The organism is Corynebacterium pacaense, assembly GCF_900169525.1.
GTDB classification, from domain to species: Bacteria; Actinomycetota; Actinomycetes; order Mycobacteriales; family Mycobacteriaceae; genus Corynebacterium; species Corynebacterium pacaense.
In genome coordinates, this window is sequence record NZ_LT821240.1 from 911,715 (window position 1) to 931,660 (window position 19,946).

18 protein-coding genes are annotated in these 19,946 nt (G+C 66.9%); 2 read left to right on the forward strand and 16 right to left on the reverse strand.

Annotated elements, in window-relative coordinates:
- Positions 1-9: 9 nt before the first annotated feature.
- The 15 genes from B7E02_RS11315 to B7E02_RS11380 all read right to left on the reverse strand — a co-directional run bounded on the left by B7E02_RS11315 (position 10) and on the right by B7E02_RS11380 (position 15,234).
- Positions 10-795 (reverse strand): ABC transporter ATP-binding protein, encoded by a 786-nt coding sequence (locus B7E02_RS11315; protein ID WP_080796139.1) that lies wholly within the window; start codon positions 793-795, stop codon positions 10-12.
- Positions 792-1,856, reverse strand: a complete 1,065-nt coding sequence (locus B7E02_RS11320) for a FecCD family ABC transporter permease (protein WP_080796916.1) — start codon at positions 1,854-1,856, stop codon at positions 792-794. Before B7E02_RS11320 ends, B7E02_RS11315 begins: the two co-directional genes overlap by 4 nt.
- A gap of 5 nt (positions 1,857-1,861) precedes the next feature.
- Entirely contained in the window at positions 1,862-2,887 is a 1,026-nt protein-coding gene (locus B7E02_RS11325; RefSeq protein ID WP_245802257.1) for an iron chelate uptake ABC transporter family permease subunit, read from the reverse strand.
- Positions 2,888-2,890: 3 nt separating this feature from the next.
- Entirely contained in the window at positions 2,891-3,583 is a 693-nt protein-coding gene (locus B7E02_RS11330) for an ABC transporter substrate-binding protein (RefSeq protein WP_245802258.1), read from the reverse strand.
- 69 nt (positions 3,584-3,652) lie between these two features.
- Positions 3,653-3,859 (reverse strand): hypothetical protein, encoded by a 207-nt coding sequence (locus tag B7E02_RS14695; RefSeq protein ID WP_245802259.1) that lies wholly within the window; start codon positions 3,857-3,859, stop codon positions 3,653-3,655.
- Between the two features lie 102 nt (positions 3,860-3,961).
- Positions 3,962-4,606, reverse strand: coding sequence for a CGNR zinc finger domain-containing protein (locus tag B7E02_RS11335; protein WP_179129716.1), 645 nt, complete (start codon positions 4,604-4,606; stop codon positions 3,962-3,964).
- A 4-nt stretch (positions 4,607-4,610) separates the two neighbouring features.
- Positions 4,611-5,387 carry a DUF1684 domain-containing protein gene (locus tag B7E02_RS11340; RefSeq protein ID WP_080796145.1) on the reverse strand — a complete coding sequence of 259 codons (777 nt, stop codon included), beginning with the start codon at positions 5,385-5,387 and terminating at the stop codon, positions 4,611-4,613.
- Positions 5,384-6,520 carry an LLM class flavin-dependent oxidoreductase gene (locus B7E02_RS11345; protein WP_080796146.1) on the reverse strand — a complete coding sequence of 379 codons (1,137 nt, stop codon included), beginning with the start codon at positions 6,518-6,520 and terminating at the stop codon, positions 5,384-5,386. Before B7E02_RS11345 ends, B7E02_RS11340 begins: the two co-directional genes overlap by 4 nt.
- 15 nt (positions 6,521-6,535) lie before the next feature.
- Complete coding sequence (locus B7E02_RS11350) at positions 6,536-7,603, reverse strand: LLM class flavin-dependent oxidoreductase (RefSeq protein WP_080796148.1); 1,068 nt, start codon at positions 7,601-7,603, stop codon at positions 6,536-6,538.
- A 22-nt stretch (positions 7,604-7,625) separates the two neighbouring features.
- Positions 7,626-9,290, reverse strand: a complete 1,665-nt coding sequence (locus B7E02_RS11355) for an ABC transporter substrate-binding protein (protein ID WP_080796150.1) — start codon at positions 9,288-9,290, stop codon at positions 7,626-7,628.
- 36 nt (positions 9,291-9,326) lie between these two features.
- Positions 9,327-11,021, reverse strand: a complete 1,695-nt coding sequence (locus B7E02_RS11360) for a dipeptide ABC transporter ATP-binding protein (protein ID WP_245802260.1) — start codon at positions 11,019-11,021, stop codon at positions 9,327-9,329.
- Complete coding sequence (locus tag B7E02_RS11365) at positions 11,018-11,926, reverse strand: ABC transporter permease (protein ID WP_080796154.1); 909 nt, start codon at positions 11,924-11,926, stop codon at positions 11,018-11,020. The genes B7E02_RS11360 and B7E02_RS11365 overlap by 4 nt, the downstream gene beginning before the upstream one ends.
- Positions 11,923-12,942 carry an ABC transporter permease gene (locus tag B7E02_RS11370; RefSeq protein WP_080796155.1) on the reverse strand — a complete coding sequence of 340 codons (1,020 nt, stop codon included), beginning with the start codon at positions 12,940-12,942 and terminating at the stop codon, positions 11,923-11,925. Before B7E02_RS11370 ends, B7E02_RS11365 begins: the two co-directional genes overlap by 4 nt.
- A gap of 1 nt (position 12,943) precedes the next feature.
- Entirely contained in the window at positions 12,944-14,308 is a 1,365-nt protein-coding gene (locus tag B7E02_RS11375) for an amidohydrolase (RefSeq protein ID WP_080796157.1), read from the reverse strand.
- Complete coding sequence (locus B7E02_RS11380; protein ID WP_080796158.1) at positions 14,305-15,234, reverse strand: aldo/keto reductase; 930 nt, start codon at positions 15,232-15,234, stop codon at positions 14,305-14,307. Before B7E02_RS11380 ends, B7E02_RS11375 begins: the two co-directional genes overlap by 4 nt.
- Before the next feature lie 725 nt (positions 15,235-15,959).
- Between B7E02_RS11380 and B7E02_RS11385 the strand changes: the two genes are divergently transcribed.
- Together B7E02_RS11385 and B7E02_RS11390 are read left to right on the forward strand one after the other, a co-directional pair.
- Positions 15,960-17,633: an ABC transporter ATP-binding protein/permease gene (locus tag B7E02_RS11385; protein WP_080796160.1), complete on the forward strand. Its 1,674-nt coding sequence runs from the start codon at positions 15,960-15,962 to the stop codon at positions 17,631-17,633.
- Positions 17,633-19,327: an amino acid ABC transporter ATP-binding/permease protein gene (locus tag B7E02_RS11390; RefSeq protein WP_080796162.1), complete on the forward strand. Its 1,695-nt coding sequence runs from the start codon at positions 17,633-17,635 to the stop codon at positions 19,325-19,327. Before B7E02_RS11385 ends, B7E02_RS11390 begins: the two co-directional genes overlap by 1 nt.
- 51 nt (positions 19,328-19,378) lie before the next feature.
- On the opposite strand, the gene B7E02_RS11395 is transcribed toward B7E02_RS11390, so the two are convergent.
- Positions 19,379-19,906: a TM2 domain-containing protein gene (locus B7E02_RS11395; protein WP_080796165.1), complete on the reverse strand. Its 528-nt coding sequence runs from the start codon at positions 19,904-19,906 to the stop codon at positions 19,379-19,381.
- Positions 19,907-19,946 lie beyond the last annotated feature (40 nt).

Sequence of the window (19,946 nt, forward strand, 5' to 3'; positions counted from 1 at the left end):
AAACGGCCCCTATCCGTGGGCCCACCGCGGGATCATCAGCGGTGTCCCGGACTCGGGATCGGCGATGATGCGTGCATCCACCCCGAACACCGTGTGCACGAGTTCCTCGGTGATCACCCTGGCCGGGGAGCCGGTGGACACGATCCGGCCGTCCCTCATCGCGATGATGTGGTCGGCGTAGCGTGCCGCCTGGTTGAGATCGTGCAGCACCGCGACCAGGGTGTGCCCGCGATCGCGGTTGAGCCTCCGGCACAGCTCCAGGAGCTCGATCTGGTGGCTGGCATCGAGGAAGATGATCGGCGCATCCAGCAGCAGAATCAGGGTCTGCTGCGCGAGTGCCACCGCCATCCACACGCGTTGTCGCTGGCCACCGGAGAGTTCGTCGACGAGCCGCCCGGAGAGGTCACGGATCCCCGTCGCATCCATCGCCCCGGCGACGGCCGCCTCATCCTCGGGTGACCAGGGCCGAAACAGACTCTGGTGGGGATATCTGCCGCGGGAGACCAGGTCGACCACCCGGATGCCCTCAGGTGCCGTCGGTCCCTGCGGCAGCAGTCCGATTTCACGGGCGATCTGTCTGGTCGGCATCTCATGCAGGGCCCTGCCGTCGAGGATCACCCTCCCCGAGCTCGGGGCTATCAATCGCGTCATGCTCTTGAGCAGGGTGGATTTTCCGCAGGCATTGGGTCCGACGATCACGGTGAAGCGGCCGTCGGGGACATCGACGCTGATCTCGGGACAGATGACCGTCTCCGCGTAGCCCAGCCGTGCCCTATCCAGAAGTAGACGGGTCATTTCTTTCGACCTTCTCTCAAAAGGAGCCACAGGAAATAGATGCCACCGATGGACACGGTGACAATGCCCACCGGAAGCGGTGACTCGGGATTGATCCGCTGCGCGACTGTGTCGGCGAGCAGGAGCAGGAGGGAACCCACGGCCGCGGTCGGGGCGAGGGCGAGGCCATCGTCGCGCACCAGCCGCCGGGCGATCTGGGGTGCGGCGAGCGCGATGAAAGAGATCGGCCCGGCGGTCGCGGTGGCCAGCGCGGTCAGACCGATGCCGGTGATGATCGCGGCGATCTGCACGCGCCGGACGTTCTGGCCGAGCGCCGTGGCGAAGGGAAGGCCGATCTGCATCAGCCTCATCGGACGTGCCAGCGCCACCGCGCCTGCGATGAAGACGATCGAACCGGAGGCGGCGAGCAGGAGGGCGGACCAGGAGGTTCCCGCGAGATTGCCCGCGCCCCAGAGGCTGGCCATGATCGCGTCCTCCACCGAGGCCGTGAGCAGGATCCACACGTTGACAGAGGCGAGCATCGCGCTCACCGCGATCCCGACGATGACCAGCCGTACTCCGCCGGCGAAGCCGCTTTTCGACGCCAGGAGGAACACCGCGAGGGCGGTGGCCACTCCACCGAGAAGCGCACCCACCATCGTCGCGGTGGAGCCGCCACCGATGATCAGCATCACCACCAGCGCCCCGGTGTAGGACCCCGTCTGGAAACCGATCACATCCGGGGATCCGAGCGGATTGGCGGTCAGGTTCTGGAAGATCGACCCACTCATGGACAGCACGACCCCGAGCAGCACCGCCATGAGGATCCGTGGGGCACGCCATTCGACCACGATCATGGTGGTGTAAGGGTCACCCCGGCCTAGCAGTGCCCCCACCGCCTCAGCGATGCTCACGCTCGCCGAACCGGTGAGCAGTGACAACACCGCCACACACGCCGTGGCCGCCCAGCAGGCGGCGGTGATGGTGGCGGTGCGGGCGTCGATAAGCAGGACGGGACGCTGCCGGGGGCCCACGCTGTAGATCCGTCGGCCGAAGTCCAGGCCGTCGTGTATCTGGAACATGATGGTCACATCTCCGGAACGCGGTGGCGGCGCACCATGAATATCAGCAGGGGCGCTCCGACGAAGGCCGTCACCACTCCCACGGGCACCTCCCCGCTGGTGATCACCCTGCCGATGACATCACTGACGCCGAGCACGGCCGGGGCGATGAGGATGGAATAGGCCATGATCCACCCCTGGTGCGGTCCGACGATCATCCGCGCCAGGTGCGGCGCCAGCAGACCGATGAACCCGATGGGTCCGGCGGCGGCCGTGGCGCCCCCGGCCAGCAGGGCGATGGCGACGAGGGCTGCCAGCCGCGTGCGGTTGGGACTGGCACCCATCGCCACGGCCGCCGCTTCACCGAGGGAGAGGACGTCCAGCGCCCTGGTACCGGCCAGGGCGATGACCAGGCCGAGAACGATGAAGTGAACGATCGCCATCGTCTGGTCCAGTGGCTGGGACGCGGTGGTGCCAGCGGACCAGCCGCGCATCCGCTCGAGCACATCCGGGTTGGTCAGCAGCACGGCCGAGGTGAAACCACCGAGTACCGCACCGAGGGCGACTCCGGACAGGGTCATCCGGATGGGATTGCCCCGCACCGGTCCGGTGTTGCCGATGACGAACACGGCCAGGGAGGTCAGGATAGCACCGGCGAAGGACCACCACATGTACCGCGAGATATCACCCAGTCCGAAAAATGCCAGTCCCACGACAACCAGGAGCGAGGCCCCCGCGTTGACGCCGAGGATTCCCGGATCGGTCATCGGGTTGCGGGTGACGGCCTGCATCAGTCCGCCCGCCACACCGAATCCCGCACCTGCGACAAGAATGAGGACGGTCCGGGGAACTCTCGACTGCCACACCACCTGGGAGGTGGGATCGGCCGGGTCGGGGTTGACCAGGAAGTGCATGATCTCCGCCGGCGCGATGGTGCGCGAGCCCACCATCATGCTCAGCCCCAGGGCGCACAGGCAGAGTACGGCCACCACCGGCAGGCCGAGGATGCGGAGGGGAATCTCGTTCCCCCGGTCGAGCATGGCGTTGATCAACGGTCAGGAGACCTTGGTGTAGCCGCGCGCCCGCTCGGCCAGACCACCCAGCCAGTCGGCATAGTTGCGGCTGGTCAGCGCACCCTTGGAGTACCATCCACTGAGTTGTCTCGCCTTGACGGCCGGAAGATCGTCCCAGAGTTCCGCGCTGAAGGGGTTCTCCGGATCATAGCCCTCGACGAGGATGACATCGGCCGGGTAGGTCGATGCGTCCTCCCAGGCCACCTGGCCCCACGGGTTGCCGGTGGCCGGTGCCTCGGCACCGACGATGGTGGCCCCGAGTTCAGCGAGGAGGTCCGCCTGGGCGAATCCGACACCGGTGTAGAGTATCTCCTTCGTCGGACTTGCGAGAAGGAAGTTGAGGTCTTTGCCGCTGACGGCATCGCGGAACTCCCGCTTGGCGCTCTCAAGATCTGCGTCGGCGCGGACAATGCTGTCGGCGGTCACGTCGGCGCCGAGGAAGTCGGCAATCTCCCTGGTATCGGCGATCTTTGTGTCAATGTCGCCTGTGGCCGGCAGCGGGATGAAGGGGGCGACCCCGGTGAGCTGGGCGTTGACATCATCGTCGAACCAGGACCAGCCGTCGGCGTCGCCGTTGCCGATGACCGCGTCGGGACGGATCTCGGCGAGCTTTTCCATGTCGATCTCACCGTTCTGGCCGATCCGGGGAATTCCGCTGACATCTGCATCGCCCATGATCACCGGATTGTCACAGTCGAATCCGAAGATCGCGGCGGGCTCAAGTCCGTAGTCATGCAGGGAACTTTAGGAGTAGCAGTCCATCACCAGCTTCTGTGGCCTGGTCTCGAAATCGATCTGGAGGTTCTCGATGCTCGGGTGGCTGAAGGTGATGGAGCCGGCCTCCTCCGTCGTCGGGGAGGCATCACCGGCTGCCTCCTGCCCGGATGGCGAGCACGCGCTCAGAAGCAGAACCGCGGCCGCGCTGATGGAGAAGAGAACTTTGCCTTTCACTGGGGCAACGCCTTTCATTAGATAGTCACTATCTGAACAAAAGATCAATATACAACAAGTGAATGAGGCGTGCCTAACCTAAAGTTTGGGGTGTGAACCACCTCAGCGTGACCGTGCCCGGTGAGCGCGCGCCCGTGCGGTGTTTCCACAACCCTCGCTGGTGCACCACCGACGCTGACCGGAGGAGGTCCGATCGATGAACACATGTGTGCAGGGACTGCGCCGGCAGCGCCTGAGACGGTGCGACCACGGACCCGCCACAGCATCGAGCGCGCTGTTGGACAGTTCGGACAGCAGCTGGGCGTAGGTCATGCCCCGGTGCGTTGTCAGGGTCCACGAGGAATGGTCGAGCACCACCTGGAGTCGCGGCAGGCCGGCATGTTCATTGAGGTAGCAGACGTCCTCGACCGTCGGCCCCGCCCCCGCCAACCGCGCCATCACCGTCCTGTAGACCGCGCGGCGCAGCGCCGCGAGCTTCTCCAGTTCGGCGGCGGACACGCGGCGCCGAATCCGGGGCAGACCGACCATGTCCAGCCACTCCCCCAGGCGTTCGGGTGAGTAGAGCCGATCCGCCTCCGCACCACCCCACTGCGCCACGGTGGCGATGAAACTCAGGCTAAGGGTATCGGTGACAAAGAGTCGGTCCAGCACTCTCGGTGGCACCGTCACCGGGGCGAGTCCACTGTTCTCCGAGACGTGGTCGGTGAAGACGGCCAGCCGGTCGGGTCCGTGGGGATCGGAGGCCACGACCCTATCGCTGTCCCTGAGCCACGGTTTCCGCCCGCAGCACCGTCCGCTCCCCCGCCTCCACCGAGATGGCGAGCACGTTCTCCCGCGCGGGCAGCGGACACAGAAAATGGTCACTGAAGGCGCAGGGCGGAAGGTACGCGAAATTGAAATCAATCTCGGTCCGCCCCTGGTCATCGGGAAGCGCGAGGGAGAGGAAACGGAAGCGGTGGGTGCCGAGAGCGGTCGAGGCATCGGAGAACACGATCCGCAGCTGGGTGCCGTCCGAGGATGCCTGGAGCCGGTGCCCGACACCGTCAACGGTGAAGTGCACCCATCCCGCCGCGGTGGCCTCCGACTCGAAGCCGTCGATCGAGGTGACCGCAACCGTCCGGGCATCCGCGACGAAGGTGGCGGGGATCGCCCACCTGGCGGCCGGGTCGAAGGTCGCGATACCGGCAAAGGAGCTGCGTGCGGCAGCTGTGCGGTCGAATGTACGCACGGCCCTTCGCCCACCGCGTGCAATCACGGTGAGGATGACCGTGCCGTCATCGAGGGTCGCGCCGGGAAGCAGCTCACTCTGTGCCGCGCCATAGCCCCCGGGGAGCCCGGTGCCCGCCACACCGTCCGTGGTGAGGTGCCAACGACCGGGCAGTCCCGGTATCTCCGCCGCATCCGCGGCCGAGGTGGCGCTGATCCAGTGGGTGCCGGTCAGAGCGGTCTGGCCGGTCGGTTCCACCACGGCCCGCTCCCTCTCGGAATGCCACAGCCTCCACTGCTGCTCGGTGTCCCCGCCGCTCATGACTTTTCTCCGATCGTCTGCGGAACGGGACTGAGGTTGAGTTCGGCGCGCTGCGCCGCCCATCCCCTTCGGACCAGCGGAACCACGTCGTTGAGAAGCGCCGCCGCATGGGAGATGGCCTCATCGGTGGTGTGCGCGGCCGGGTGGATGCCCAGCACCAGTTCATCGGAGAGCGCGATCGTGGGATCCGAGAGCAGATCGGCGGCCAGTTCCGCGCCGTCGCCCCAGATTGCATTGTCACTGAGCAGCTTCTGCTCAGTGGTGTGGGCGGGATCGGCGCGTCCGACGAGCTCCGCCTGCTCGAGCCAGCGTGCGGTCCGTGCGCCGAAATCCTCGAGCGCCTCCTGCGTGGTCGGGCCGTCGAAGGCGGTGCGGGAGGTGATCACGTAGGGGGTACGGGTGTCGCCCCAGGTTTCCGCGAAGACCCTCCGGTACTCGATGACGGAATCGGCCTGGCGCTGGTGAAAGGCCCGGCGGTTCTCCGGGGTGCGCTCGGGGCCGTTGCCGAAGCGCTCGAGGATCAGTCCGTCCCCCTTGATCGCGGCGTTGCGGATGGTCTCGATATTCGAGCTGCCATGGAAGATGCGGCCCTCGAGGTTGGTGTTCGGTGGCCAGATCGAGGCCGAGCCACCCTCGACCCGGTTGCCCTCGAGTGCCCAGTGCAGACGGTCGACCTTGTCCACGAAGTTGCGGTCCCGGTCGGAGTTCCAGCCCTCGAAGACGTGGAAGGAATCCGAGGGGACCCCCTTGCCCACGCCGAGCAGCAGTCGCCCTCCCGAGTAGTGGTCGATCACCGACGCCTCCTCGGCGACGCGCACGGGATCATCGAGAACCAGTGGCAGCACGGCGGTCCCGAGGTCGATCCTCTCCGTGACCGCGGCGGCGGCACCGAGGAAGGCGAAGGGTGACGGCAGCGCCGCCCAGCCCGCGTTGAAATGACGGGTCGCGATCCACGCGCTGTCATAGCCCTGCCGCTCCAGCTCCCGGATCAGCCGGATGTTGTCGGCGAAGATGGTGTCCAGATTGTCGTGCTGGTCCAGGTGGGTGATGAATCCGATGCGCAGCTGCTCACCGATCCCCGAGGTACCGAGTGGTGCACGCGTGCCCTGCACCGATTGTGTGGAGAAACTCATGGTTGCGATCCTGTTCTATGCAATGGGAAATGGTGATGCGGACACCTGGGTCTCGGCGTCCACGGCTCCGGGATCGCGGTAGGCGACGGCGGTGCGGGGGGCATCGTCCTGCAGCTGCGGAAGCACTGAGGCGAAGAGCTCGATGGACTCGAGTGCGTGCTCGTGGGAGACATGGGGCCCCTGGAACTGGATGGCCGTCTCCTCGGTCCCGTCGAACTGCCTGGTCCAGACCTCGATCTTCTCCGCGACCTGCTCCGGGGTGCCCACGGCGAAGCTGAGCTTCTCCGCTATGTCATCGAATTCCGGGCTGTCCGGGCCACCCGTGAACTCATACCGGAGATAGGTGCGGGCATAGGCACGGAGGAATTCCACCGCACGCTCCCTCGCCAGCTCGGTGGTCGCGGCGACCAGTCCGGAGCGGAGGTGGATGACCTCGCCGCCCGGTACCGCGGCACGGTACTCCTCGTTGAAGCGGAGCCGCTGTTCCAGGGGAAGGGGACGCGGGATCATCAGTCGGTAGCCGCTTTCCGCGGCCAGTTCGATGGCGTTGCGGCCGGCCGCGGTCCAGATGATATCGCGCGCCGGCCTGCCCGATCTCGGGGACAGTTCCACGCGTGGGAAGAAGTAGTACTCACCTTCGAAGTCGACGACACCGGTGTCGAAGGCCTGATGGAGGATCTGGTGGATCTCCCTGGCCCTGGCCGAGGCGTCATCCTGGGTGAAGCCGAAGATCTCCCCGATCTCGGGAAACGCCATACCGGTGCCCACCCCGAGGTCGAGGCGGCCGCCGCTGAGGGCGTCGAGAAGCAGGGCGGACTCGGCGAGTCTGATCGGGTGGTAGTAGGGTGCGCACACAATTGAGGTACCCAGTCGGATCCTGCTGGTCACACCGCTCAGGCGGGTGAGAAACAGCAGCGGATCGGGGATCTCGCCGCGGGAACGGAAGTGGTGCTCGGTGACCCAGACACCGTTGTATCCGAGCTGGTCCCCGAGGACGACCTGTTCCTCGATGTCGCGGTAGAGCTGGGCGGGGCTCTGCCCCGGGGCGGTGTCGCCGTAGTAGAAGAGATCGATTCTCGGCATGATGCTCCTTGGGATGGGTGGTTTAGTTGGTGATCTGGACGTCGTAGAAGGAATCGGTGTATCCGACCAGGTCGAATTTCCATCCGCTCACATCCGGGGTCGTGCCAACGATCTTCTTCGGGATGTAGAGCGGGACGGCGAAACCCTCGTCCAGGATGCGGTGCTGGACCTCATGTGCGGCCTTGATCCGCGCCTCGGTGTCCTGGGAGGTGCTGATCAGGGCATAGGCCTCGTTGATCGCGGGATCATCGAGGAGCCCGTAGTTGATTCCCGACCCTCCGCCGGAGCGCGGGATGGAGGAGGCTGCGAAGGGTCCGACCGAGGTCGCCACCTCGGCGAAGCCACGGGAGGCGTCGGCGAGATTGTGCTCACCCTTGGCGATCTCGCTGGTGAAGGAGGCGGTATCGAAGGGCGTTCGGACAACCTCGAAGCCGGTGTCCTTCAGAGCAGCGGCGATGGCCTCACCGAGCTGCTGGCGCTGATCGGTCTGCACGTAGAGGCTGTCCACATACCACTCGATCCGCAGACGCTGGCCGTCTTTGACGCGGTAGCCCTCGGAATCGGTCTCCGTGTAGCCCGCCTGCTCCAGAAGTCTGGTCGCCTCCTCGGGATCGTAGGACCAGGTTCCCTCGAGCGATTCATCGAAGCTGCCCTCGGGCGGTGTTCCCGGGAGGGTGGTCGACCAGGCCTTGTCATAGACCCCTGCGTAGACCCCGTCAAGAATGGATTCGATGTCGATGGCTGAGCGGAAAGCTAGGCGCACATTCTTATCGTCGAAGGGCGCGGTGTTCGGGTTCAGTGCCAGGTAGTAGGGCGTGCCCGTGTTGTCCTGGGTGAGAATGCTGTTGCCCGCGGACTCCACCTCGGTGATGTTCAGCGGCGGGACCTGGTCGATGGCGTCGGCCTGCCCGGAGTTCAGCGAACCGATTCGTGCCTGCGGCTCGGGTACGAACTGGATGTTGACCTCCTCCAGGTACGCCGGGCCATCGTGGTCGAAGGTCTCGGGCGCCCAGTTGTAGTCCTCGTTGCGTTCGAGGGCGAGGGAGGATCCCTTGGAGTAGCTGGCGACCTTGAACGGTCCGGTGCCGATGGACAGGGTGGGGTCGGCGCTGAGCTCCGCCGGGGAGTGCTCACTGAGCACCTTTCCCGAGTACACCGGCCAGTGCGGGGTGGAGAAGGCGTGGATGAGTCCGGCGTTGGGGCGGGAGAGCCTGACCTCGAGGGTGTTATCATCGATCACGGTGTTCTCGGCGATGCCGCTGGAGACGGTGGCCAGGTCCGGCTCATGGAGCGGACGGTCCAGGTTCTGCTTGAGCACCTCGGCGTTGAAGGGGGTTCCGTCGTGGAAGGTCACCCCCTCCCGCAGGGTGAAGGTGTAGGTCAGTCCGTCCTCGCTGATCTCCCAATCCGTGGCCAGCCCCGGCTTGTAGGTGCCGTCGGAGGCCTGGGAGGTGATGGAATCAAAGATGGACGAGTTGATGGAGTTTGCGTTGAGGCTCGGGACGCGCTGGCCGTCCCAGACCGGCGGTTCGGTATTGGCCAGGTAGGTCAGTTCCTGGGTCCGTCCGCCGTCGCCGCCGGGGGATCCGGAGGCATCCGAGCTCGAGCCGGTGCCCGAGGTGCAGGCGGTGAGCAGCAGGCCGGAGGCGAGTGCCGCGGCGAGGATGGTACGGGGAAACTTCTTCATTGTCTTTCCTTAGTTGATGGTGTGTATCGGTGATGGTCAGGTAAGTCTGGGGATCGCCGCGATCAGTTCACGGGTGTAGGCGTCCCGCGGATCGGTGAAGACCTCGTCCACGGGACCCGACTCCACGACCCTGCCCCGCCGCATGACCGCGACCTCATCGGCGATGTGCTGGATCACGCCCAGATCATGGGAGATGAACAGCATGGTCACATTGGTCTGTTCCTGGAGGTCGGAGAGGAGATCAAGAACCTGCGCCTGCACGGAGACATCGAGTGCGGAGACCGGCTCGTCGCAGACGATGATCCGCGGTGATGTGGCCAGGGCGCGGGCGATGGCCACCCGCTGGCGCTGTCCGCCGGACAACTGCAGCGGGTGTCTGGACAGGTGTCCCGCGTTGAGTCCGACCTGTTCGAGCAGCTTCACCCCGCGGTCCCTGATCCCACCGCCCTCGACCCCGCTTGCGCGCAGCGCCTCGGTGAGCAGCGCCTCGACGGAGTAGCGCGGATCGAAGGAGCTCAGGGGATCCTGGGAGATCACCTGCATGAGGTGGCGGCGGGGTCGGCGCTGCGCTTCGCTCAGCGCGGTCCAGGGCTGCCCGCCGATGTGCACCTCACCGTCATCCGGTCGCTCCAGGCCGAGAACGATGCGCGCGACCGTTGATTTTCCGGAGCCCGACTCCCCGACGATCCCGAGGGTGGTGCCGCTGGCGATGGTGAAGGAGACGTCATCGACGGCGGTGAGTGACTGCCCACCGGGGAGCGGAAAGACGCGGCGCAGCCCGGAGGTCTCGACGCTGATTCCGCCCGATTCCCCGGGGCCGCCCGCTGTGACCCCGGAGAAGTGCGCCACCGGCGCCGGGGAGAGACGCTCGCCTCGCGACGACGCGGAGGGCACCGCCTCCAGCAGCTGTCTGGTGTAGTCGCTGGAGGGATGGTGGAGGACCTCCTCCGGGTTGCCCTGTTCCATCACCTCACCCGAGCGCATCACCACGATGTGGTCGGCCAGGGCGGCCACCACGGCCAGATCATGGCTGACCAGCAGCAGCCCGGTTCCCGCCTCCTTGAGCTGGGCGAGAAGATCGAGAACCTGCGCCTGGACGGTGACGTCGAGGGCGGTGGTCGGCTCATCGGCGATGATCAGCCGTGGTTCGCCGGCCAGGGCGGTGGCGATCAGCGCCCGCTGCCGGAGTCCCCCGGAGAGCTGATGGGGGTATCGGTCAAAGGTCTGCGCGGGGTCCGGGACACCGACCCGGCCGAGAAGCTCCCGCGCCCGGTCCTTCCGCTCACGGCGGGACAGTCCGGTGTGCAGGCGCAGGGTCTCGGTGATCTGCTTTCCCACCGGGACGAGCGGGTCGAGGGAGACCAGTGCGTCCTGGAGGACTAGACCGATGTCCCCGCCCCGCAGTTTCCGCCACTGCCTGGTGCTCAGGTTCCGCAGATCCCGGCCGTCGAAGTCGAGTGCCCCGGCGGTGATGGTTGCCGAATCCGGGATCAGGCCCAGCAGGGCATGGGCGGTCATGCTCTTACCCGCACCGGACTCCCCCACCAGCGCCGTGCAGGTTCCGGGTTCGATGGAGAAGCTGATGTCGGAGACAATCGGTCTGCCGCCGATCGCGATGCTGAGATCCCGCACGGCAACCAGCGCGTCCCCACCGCCTGCAGGGGTGACCCGTGGCGGGGTCTCGACCTTATCGGTGGCGTGATCGCGCCCCGGGGTCTTCGTGGATATCACAGTGAACTCCTTCTGGTGATGAAGTGCTGCTGCAGCCAGCGTCCAGTGACGGTGACGGCGACGACGGTGATGGTGATCGCGACACCCGGCCAGATGGCGATCCAGGGATTGACACCCAGGTACTGGCGGGCCTCGGAGAGCATCAGCCCCCATTCCGGTGTCGGTGGTACGGCGCCGAGACCGAGGAAGCTCAGGCCGGCACCGAAGATGATGCACACACCGACGCCGATGACCGCGTTGACCAGTACGGGTCCGAGGCTGTTGGGCAGAACGTGCCGCAGCACCAGGGTCGAGGGCTTCAATCCCAGGACGATTCCGGATTCAACGTACCCGGATTCCCGGATCTGCATGACCTGCGATCGGACCAGGCGTGCCGATCCCGGAATCCTGCCCAGGCCCACCGCCAGGAGCAGGCTCCACTGGCCGGCCCCGAGGATCGTGATCGTCAACAGGGCGATCAGCACCTCCGGAAAGGCGAGTGCCACATCGAGAATTCTGCTGATGACACGGTCGACGGCACCCCTGGCGTAGCCGGCGATCACTCCGAGGATGATCCCGCCGACCGCACCGATCGCCGCCGCCCCCAGGCCCAGGGAGATGGAGTAGAAGGCTCCGTGGACCAGACGGGAGAACACGTCGCGGCCGAGCTGGTCGGTGCCCAGCCAGTGCTCCGCGGAAGCCGGTGCGAAGGTGGTAGCCGGGCTGGTATCGAGGGGATCGTGTGAGGTCAGAAGACCGGGGAAGACGGCGGCGAGCAGCAGGACCGCAAGCAGCAGCATGGCCAGGGACACGCCGAACGGCGGAAGCCTGCGGAACCAGGGCGGCGCTGCTTCGGCATGCTCGGCATCCTCGGCACGGTCGGCGGGACGGCCCACGATGGTGGCGGCGTCGACGGGAACGGTCATCGTCTCGCTCCTTTCAGACGGGGATCGATCAGGGGGTAGAGAAGATCAACAAGGGTGTTGATCAGAACGAAGATGAGGGAGGAGAGGATGACGAAGCCCAGGACAACGGGGATGTCTCGGTCCTGCACCGCGAGCACGGCCACCCGACCGATTCCCGGTCGGGCGAAGAGCGTCTCGATGATCACCGTTCCACCCAGCAAAGAGCCGAAGATGATGGAGGACAGCGTCAGCGCGGGCAACCCTGCGTGGCGGAGCACATGGCGCGAGCGGAGTGCCCCCTCGCCGAGCCCGCGGGCACGAAGCGTTTTCACGAAGGGCTCGTGCAGGGTGTACTCCATGCGTTCGCGCAGGATCTGGGACAGCACACCGAACACCGTCGATGCCAGCGTCACCGCAGGCAGAATCAGCGCGGCGGGGGTCTCATTGCCGAAGGCCGGCAGCAGCCGGAGCTGGAAGGAGAAGACCGTCATGAGGATGATTCCCAACCAGAATGCCGGAGTGGATACCGCGATCAGCTCCACGAACTGCGCGGCGAAACGTGCCCAGGAGTTGCGTCCGGATGTCAGCAGGGCGACGAGCACCGCGAACACCGTGGCTATGAGCATGGCCACCAGTGTCAGCTCGATGGTCGGGGCGAGCTCGGCGAGCAGGACCTCGAGCACCGGGGTGCCGCGCTGATAGCTGGTCCCCAGGTCCCCGGTGACCACGCCACCGAGATAGTCGAGGTACTGCTGCCACGCCGGTTTGTCCAGGCCATAGTCCGCGGCGATGCGCGCACGCATCTCCGGGGTCGCATCCTGGATACCGGACATGAGGATGTCCAGGGGATCGCCGGGGATCGCCTTGACCGCGAGGAAGGCCAGCGTCGCCGCGGCCCACACCGTTAACACGATATCCACCAGACGCTGCAGGATGAATCGCGGCCACCCGCCGACCCTGGCCAGCCCGCGGGAGCCCGGCGTCCGGTCCCCCAGCGCACTCCCGGAGCTTCCCGGCGCACCGGTTAAAACCGCCATCTCAGTTCACCCTCCCGTGAATGCGGTAATCGAACTCCCTGCGCACGGCGGCGCGCAGTCCCGCGTCGGCGAGGTAGTCGGCGGCCGTGCCGGACAGTGATACCGCGGCGTCGACAAGCGCGTCAGTGGCGGCGGGTTGCACGGTCGTGTCCGCGAAAGCCGCGTTGTGCGGAGAGACATCGGGGGCACCGCCCAGCCCGAGCGAGGGATGGATGGCGGGGATGAACTGACTGACGTTGCCCATGTCCGTCGAGGGCCCGCCCTGGCGCAGGCGCGCGGAGCGCAGGGGTACGGTGCGTCCACGATCGCGAAGATGGTCGGACCAGCGCTTGATCAGTTCCACGTTGTTCTTCAGCGGCAGGTAGGCGGGCTCGAAATCGAGGTCGATCTCCGCTGTGGTTCCGGTGGACAGGGCCGCGGCGCGCAGGATCTCGGCAACGCGCTCGGTGAGCACGTCCAGTGTCTCAATCTCCGTCGAGCGGATCAGGAACACAGCGGACGCGGTCTCGGGCACGACATTCGCGGCGGAACCGCCGTTGGTGATCACGCCGTGAATGCGGTCGACCGGGAGGATGTGCTGGCGCAGCTGCGCCACCGACTGATAGGCGGTGACCACGGCGTCGAGTGCATTGAGTCCCAGGTAGGGGCTCATGGCCGCGTGCGCCGCCCGGCCGCGGTAGGTCACCGCTATTCGACGCACACCGCTGGTGCCAGGGCCGTAGACGGGTGAGGCGCCGTCGCCCACCCCGGGGTGGACCATGCCCGCGGCATCGACATCGTCGAAGCCGCCGGCACGGAGGATCAGTTCCTTGCCGCCACCGGACTCCTCCGCGGGGGCTCCGATGAAGGAGATCCGACCGCCGATGTCCACGATGACCTCGCGCAGGGCGAGGTAGGCGCCGACGGCGACGCCGGCGATGATGTTGTGCCCGCAGGCGTGACCGACCTCGGGCAGCGCATCGTATTCGGCGACGATGGCGAAATGCGGGGGTGCATCCTGCTCAGTGCCCTTGCCGGCGGTGTCGCCCGCATGCACGGCGGTGTCGAGACCGAAGGCTCCGACCTCGGCGTCCACGCCGTGGGATCGCAAAAGATCCGCGATGGCCCGCGCGGAACGGTGCTCACGGAAGGCGGTCTCCGGGTGGTCGTGGAGATCCCTGGCCAGAGCCTCGAGCTCGGGGCGCAGGGATTCAACGTGATCGGCTATGCGGCGCTGGATCTGCTCCGGGGCACCGGCGAAGTGGGAGACGCCGTCACCGTGATCATCATCCGGTGCCCCGGAGACGGCGCCCGGTGCCGCCTCCTGCGCCGCGTCGAAGGCGAAGTAGATGTTCAGGGGATCGGTGGGGGAAACTGAGGTGGTCATTGTTCGTCCTTGGAGAATGCGGGGTTGAAGGCGGGGGCCGAGGTTGATGTCAGTGCAAGCTCGGTCGCGGCCTCGATCTCGGCGAGGGTGTCCGCGTCGAGGCGGAGGAGCGTGGCGGAAAGGTTGTCGGCCAGGTGCGCTGGGCTGCGGGAACCCGCCACCGCGATCCCCAGCCGGTGCCGCTGAAGAATCCAGGCCAGGGAGAGCGCCTGGGTGGAGGTTCCGATGCGGTCGGCGATCGGGTGCAGGCGACGGTGGATCTCCTCGTAGGTGGCACGGGGAACCCCCCTCCCCAGCAGCGGCCAGTAGGCGACGAAGGGCACACCGCGCTCCTCGAGGGCGGTGATCAGCTGCTCGTTTTTTCTCTCCACGAGGTTGTACACGCTCTGCACCACGGCCGGTTTCTCAATGGTCCACACCTGGTCCAGCTGCTCCGGGGTCGGCTCGCTGATCCCGATGTACCCGATCAGCCCCTCATCGCGCAGCCGCTGAAGTGCGCCGAACTGGTCGGCGAGTGGATAGTTCGGGTCGATGCGGTGCAGATAGACCAGATCGATGCGGTCGCGGCGGAGTCTGAGCAGACTGTTGTGGACCTGCTGGCGCAGGTACTGGGGGTTGCCCAGCACTCCCCATTCACCTGCGGAGGGGCGCAGCATCCCGACCTTGGTGCCCACGAGGACATCCCCGGAGTTGCCCACCACCTCACCGATGATCGCCTCGCTCACTCCGGGGCCGAGGGAATCCGCGGTGTCGATATAGGTGTAGCCGAGGTCGATGGCGGAGCGCAGGAGCGCACGGCTGGCCCCGGGGTCGGCGGGGATCCCCCAGCCGTCGCCGGCGGTGAGTCGTGCCGCGCCGAAGGCGACGCGGGGCACTGTCTTCCCGGCGAGTTCGACGCCCGGGGAGGGCTGGGTAACGGGTGCCACGTGGTGGGTCCTTCCATGCGGGGATGTCGGTGGGTGGGTATGTCGGTGGTGCGGGACGGATCAGTGCGAGGTAAGCCGCGGGTGATGACCACCTGCGTCCGTCCATGCGGCCGACGTCTGATCAACGACTCTGCAGGATCGCCGACGACGCTCATACCGATTCATCCGGTGTGAAAATATTGGGCACGGGATGTGACCACGGTGTGAATCGGTGGGTTCGGTGCCTTGCGATCACCGTCGCCGGATCCCGGTGGCCGTCGCCGGGACGGTCCGTCCGAAACATCCATCAGCTACCCGGAATGTCGATAAAACCCCTGTTCCACAGGGTTATCTCCGATCCCTTTCCTCCCACGGCATGCCCGGACGGGAAAGCGCGGGCCGGGAGAAAACGAAGCAGTGCACCGTCACGGCCGGAGGCATTATGGCCACGGAGAAATGATCCGGACTGTCCACGAAGAACAGACCATGCTGTCTGTAGTGTGACCAGTATCTCACCCGCTGGGATCCGGTTTCCCTCCCCCACCACCCGAGGGTCCGGATCCGGGGCGACTGCGCGGGTTTGGCTAAGGTGAGCCTTGACCCGCGTCAGATGTGTATAGAAGACGGCCACCACCCGAGGGTCCGGATCCGGGGCGACTGCGCGGGTTTGGCTAAGGTGAGCCTTGACCCCGCCCGCGGTGCCCGCCCCCCGGTTACGTGTCGGGCGGAGGAGAAAGTGATCGAGGATGAATGACAAACCAACGCACCCCGCCGGTCGACCGAAGGTGTCCCTGCACCCGGCTGTGAAGGCGGCGACACCGCGCCGGGCGACTGCGGCCTCGGTGCTCCTGGAATGGTGCGCCGCGCTGAGCATGACCCTGCTCTTCGTCCTGCTGGGCCGATGGGTGCAGCTCCTGCTCGACGGGGGCCAGCCGGGTGGCGGCGGGTATCTGCTCGGTACGCTGCTGGCGGTGCTGGCCGGTGTTTCAACGGCCGCGGGCACCTGGCTGGCTGAGCGGGAGCAGGCCCTCACCGAGGGCCGACTGCGCCACGCGGTGGTGGAGAAGACCTTCGACCTCGGTGTGGTCGCATCCGGTGGGCGGGCCGGCCAGATCCTCTCACTGGCCACCCACGCCACCGACCGCGCGGCACGCTATCGCGCCGGCTTCATCGGACCGATCATCGGCGCCATGAGCACCCCCTTGCTCGTTCTGCTCGTCATGGCGGTCTCCGTCGATGCGGTCACCGCCGGATGCCTGGCGCTACTTCTTCTCACCATCCCCTTCGCAGTCCGGGGATTCCAGCGGCTGGTCTCCCCGATCGGTATCCGCTACCGGCGCAGCCAGGCGGCGCTGACCTCGTCCTTCCTCGAGGCGGTTTCCTCATTGACCACGCTGACCTATGCGCGCGCGGCCGGGCGGACGGGCCGGCGAATCGCGGCCCAGGGAGAGGAGCACCGGAGAAACCTGATGAGCATGCTGGCGGGCAATCAGCTGATCATCTTCGTTGTCGACGCGGCCTTCTCCCTCACCATTGTCGTCGGATCGGTGGCGCTGATTGCGCTCCGGCTCGGCGGTGGTGAGATCACCGCCGGTGGGGCCGTGGCCATCCTGCTGATGACGGTGCTCATCGTCGGCCCGGTGGATGTGATCGGACAGATCTTCTACATCGGCATCGCCGGGCGTGCCTCGGAGTCCCAGATCTCGGCACATCTGGCGCGCCCGGGCACCGGAACGGGCGGGCGTGCACTGCCGGATGCGGCCGCCCCAGCGATCGAGTTCAAGTCTGTGGCAGCGGCCTGGCCGCACGGTGACACCGTGTTCGAGGGCGTGTCCTTCAGCGTTCGCCCGGGTGAACGCGTGGCGTTCGTGGGTCCCAGCGGTACCGGAAAGTCCACCGTGTCCGCACTGATCCAGGCCCATCTGACACCGGAAACAGGCAGTGTCCTCATCGCCGGCATGGATACCGCAACCACCGATCCCGGACTCATCCGCGCCCAGCTCGCCGTCGTCGAGCAACGCCCCTTCCTGTTCATGGGCACCATCGCCGACAACCTCCGGCTCGCGGCCCCGGATGCCACCGGGGAACAGCTGCGTGAGGCGCTGCGGGTCGCCGGGATGCTTGAGGAGGTCCTCTCCTTCCCCCTCGGGTGGGACACCCCCGTCGGTGAGGCGGGTGGCCTGGTCTCGGGCGGGCAGGCGCAGCGGCTGTCGATTGCTCGTGCGGCGCTGCGAGACGCACCGATCCTGCTTCTCGACGAACCGACCTCACAGGTCGATCTCGCCGGTGAGGCCGCCATTCTCGGGGCCCTGGAAAGACTCGCCCGGGGCCGCACCGTGTTCATGATCGCCCACCGCCCCGGCGCGATCCTCGCCGCGGACCGCACCCTCAACCTCGGTGATCTCAAGGAGGCACGCTGATGAGTTCGCGCACCGAACTGGCCCGGTGGCTGATCGGGCACACCCGCTCGCTGCTCCCGCCACTGGGGATCTCCGCCGCGGCGCGGGTCGCCTGGCAGCTGCTCGATGTGGCGATCATGGTCGTCGCTTCCATGGCGATCGTCGATCTCATCGACTCCGGCCGGGTAAACCTCGTGACCCTGCTGGCCCTTTTGCTGGGTCTGGCCCTGGCGAAGGCCTTCCTCCGCTACCTGGAGCAGTATGCCGGGCACTATGTGGCCTTCCGAGCCCTGCTCAGCCTGCGTATCCTCCTCTTCGACCGGCTGGTGCCCCAGGCCCCGGCTGCCACGCAGGGCCGGGCCAGCGGAGAGCTGACCGAACGCGCCACCCGGGACATCGACCGGATCGAGGTCTTCTTCGCCCACACCCCCGCGCCCGCGGTGTCCGCCGTGGTGGTACCGGTTGCAGCGGTGATCTGGCTCGCGGTTTCTGTCGATCCGGCTCTCGCCGCCGTGGTCGCGCTCACCGCAGCGCTGGGCGCGGTCATTCCCGTGGTGGCCGGGCGCAGCACCTGGCGGGCCGCCGCCGAGGTCGCACGCCTCCGTGGTGAGGTCAGCGCCCATATCGGCGATGATGTGGGAGGCATCCGCGAGGTGCTGGGCTTCGGCGCACAGGCCCAGCGGCTCGGCGGGCTCGACGCGGAGGGGGCCGGGCTGGAGCGCGCCGCCTCCCGGGCCGGTGCCATCCAGGGTCTGCGCAGCGGCGCGGTGCACACCGTGCAGGCCCTGGGTCTGATCGCGGTTGTTGCGGTGGGGGCGTCGACAAGCTCTGTGATCATCGCCCTCGCCGTGGCGATCAGCCTGTGGAAGCCGGTACGCGGAATCGATGCCTTCACCTCCGGGCTCGACGCCGCCTTCGCCGCGACCGAGCGCGTCCGCGCGGTGGTGGAGGCTCCGCCGCTGGTGAGCGGCCCCGTGTCGCCACGTCCGCTGCCAGCGGGAGGCGGTGTGGAGTTTGACGACGTCACCTTCGGATACCCGGGTTCCACGGCGACGGCGCTTCGCGGGTTGTCCACGGACATCGCGGAGGGATCCTGGACGTGCATCGTCGGGGTATCTGGAAGTGGCAAGTCCACCATCGCCTCGCTGATCCTGCGCGCCTGGGACCCCGATGCGGGCGCGGTGCGGCTCGGTGGCGTGGATCTGCGCGAACTCAGTCTCGATGAGCTGCGCGGTGCCGTGGCCCTGGTTCCGCAGCGTCCCGTGCTCCTCAGCGGGACCATCGCCGACAATATCCGGCTGGCGGCCCCGGGGGCGGGCGAGGCGGATGTGCTCGCTGCGGTGGAGACCGCGGGTTTGGGACCATGGCTCAGGACGCGACCGGGCGGGTTGTCCGCACGGGTCAGCGCGGGTGGCGGCGAACTTTCCGGAGGGGAACTGCAGCGACTGGCACTGGCGCGCGCCCTCCTCACCGACCCGCGGATCCTCGTCCTCGATGAGGCGCTGAGCCAGCTTGATGCCGACACCGCCGCAGGGGTCCGGCTAAATCTGGCACGGCTGGATGTGACGATCATTGAGATCACCCACCGCGCGGACCTCATCGGTGATGACACCCCGGTGATTGTCATGGACGGCGGCATTCTGTTGGAATCGGGCACCGCCGGGGAACTCCGCCGGCGTGCGGGCGCCTTCACCAGGGTGGAATCCAGGAACTGAGCGGGGCCCGCAGACCGCCACTGCCTTGAGGTCGCGCCTGGCCCCTGGGTTCTACTGCAGGGGAACTCCCTGCGCGTCAACGCTGTAGGTGCCGGTGCGGGCGATGATCATGATCAGATCCACCAATACCCACACACCGACGGCGAAAAGGAGAACGAATCCGACGAGGAAGACCGCCGTGATCCATCCCACCACGGTCAGTGCGAGCTGGGCGACTCCGCGCCCGGTGTATCCCAGGTAGAAGTTGTGCACGCCGAGGGTTCCCAGGAAGAAGGCGAGCAGCGCTGCGACAACAACGGACTTCTGCTGCGCGGGGGCCTGTCCGCCGCCCATGGCGTACTGGGTTTGGGGAAAGGCCGTCTGCTGCTGTTCGAACGGTGCCGGCTGCGGGAAGCGCACCTGCTGCTGTTGCGGAAAGGGCACCTGCTGCGGAGGGAAGGGTGTCTGCTGCTGGTGCTGCGGTGCCGCCGGAGGGGTCTCGCTGCCACTGGCGAAGGGGTAGCCTTCAGCCGGTTGGGCGAAGGGATTGCTGTAGGGATCGTTCAGGGGATCCTGCGAACCGTTGTGTGGGGTGGTCATGATTCTCCTTTGGAGAGGCTTCGAGGTGGTATGCAAACTT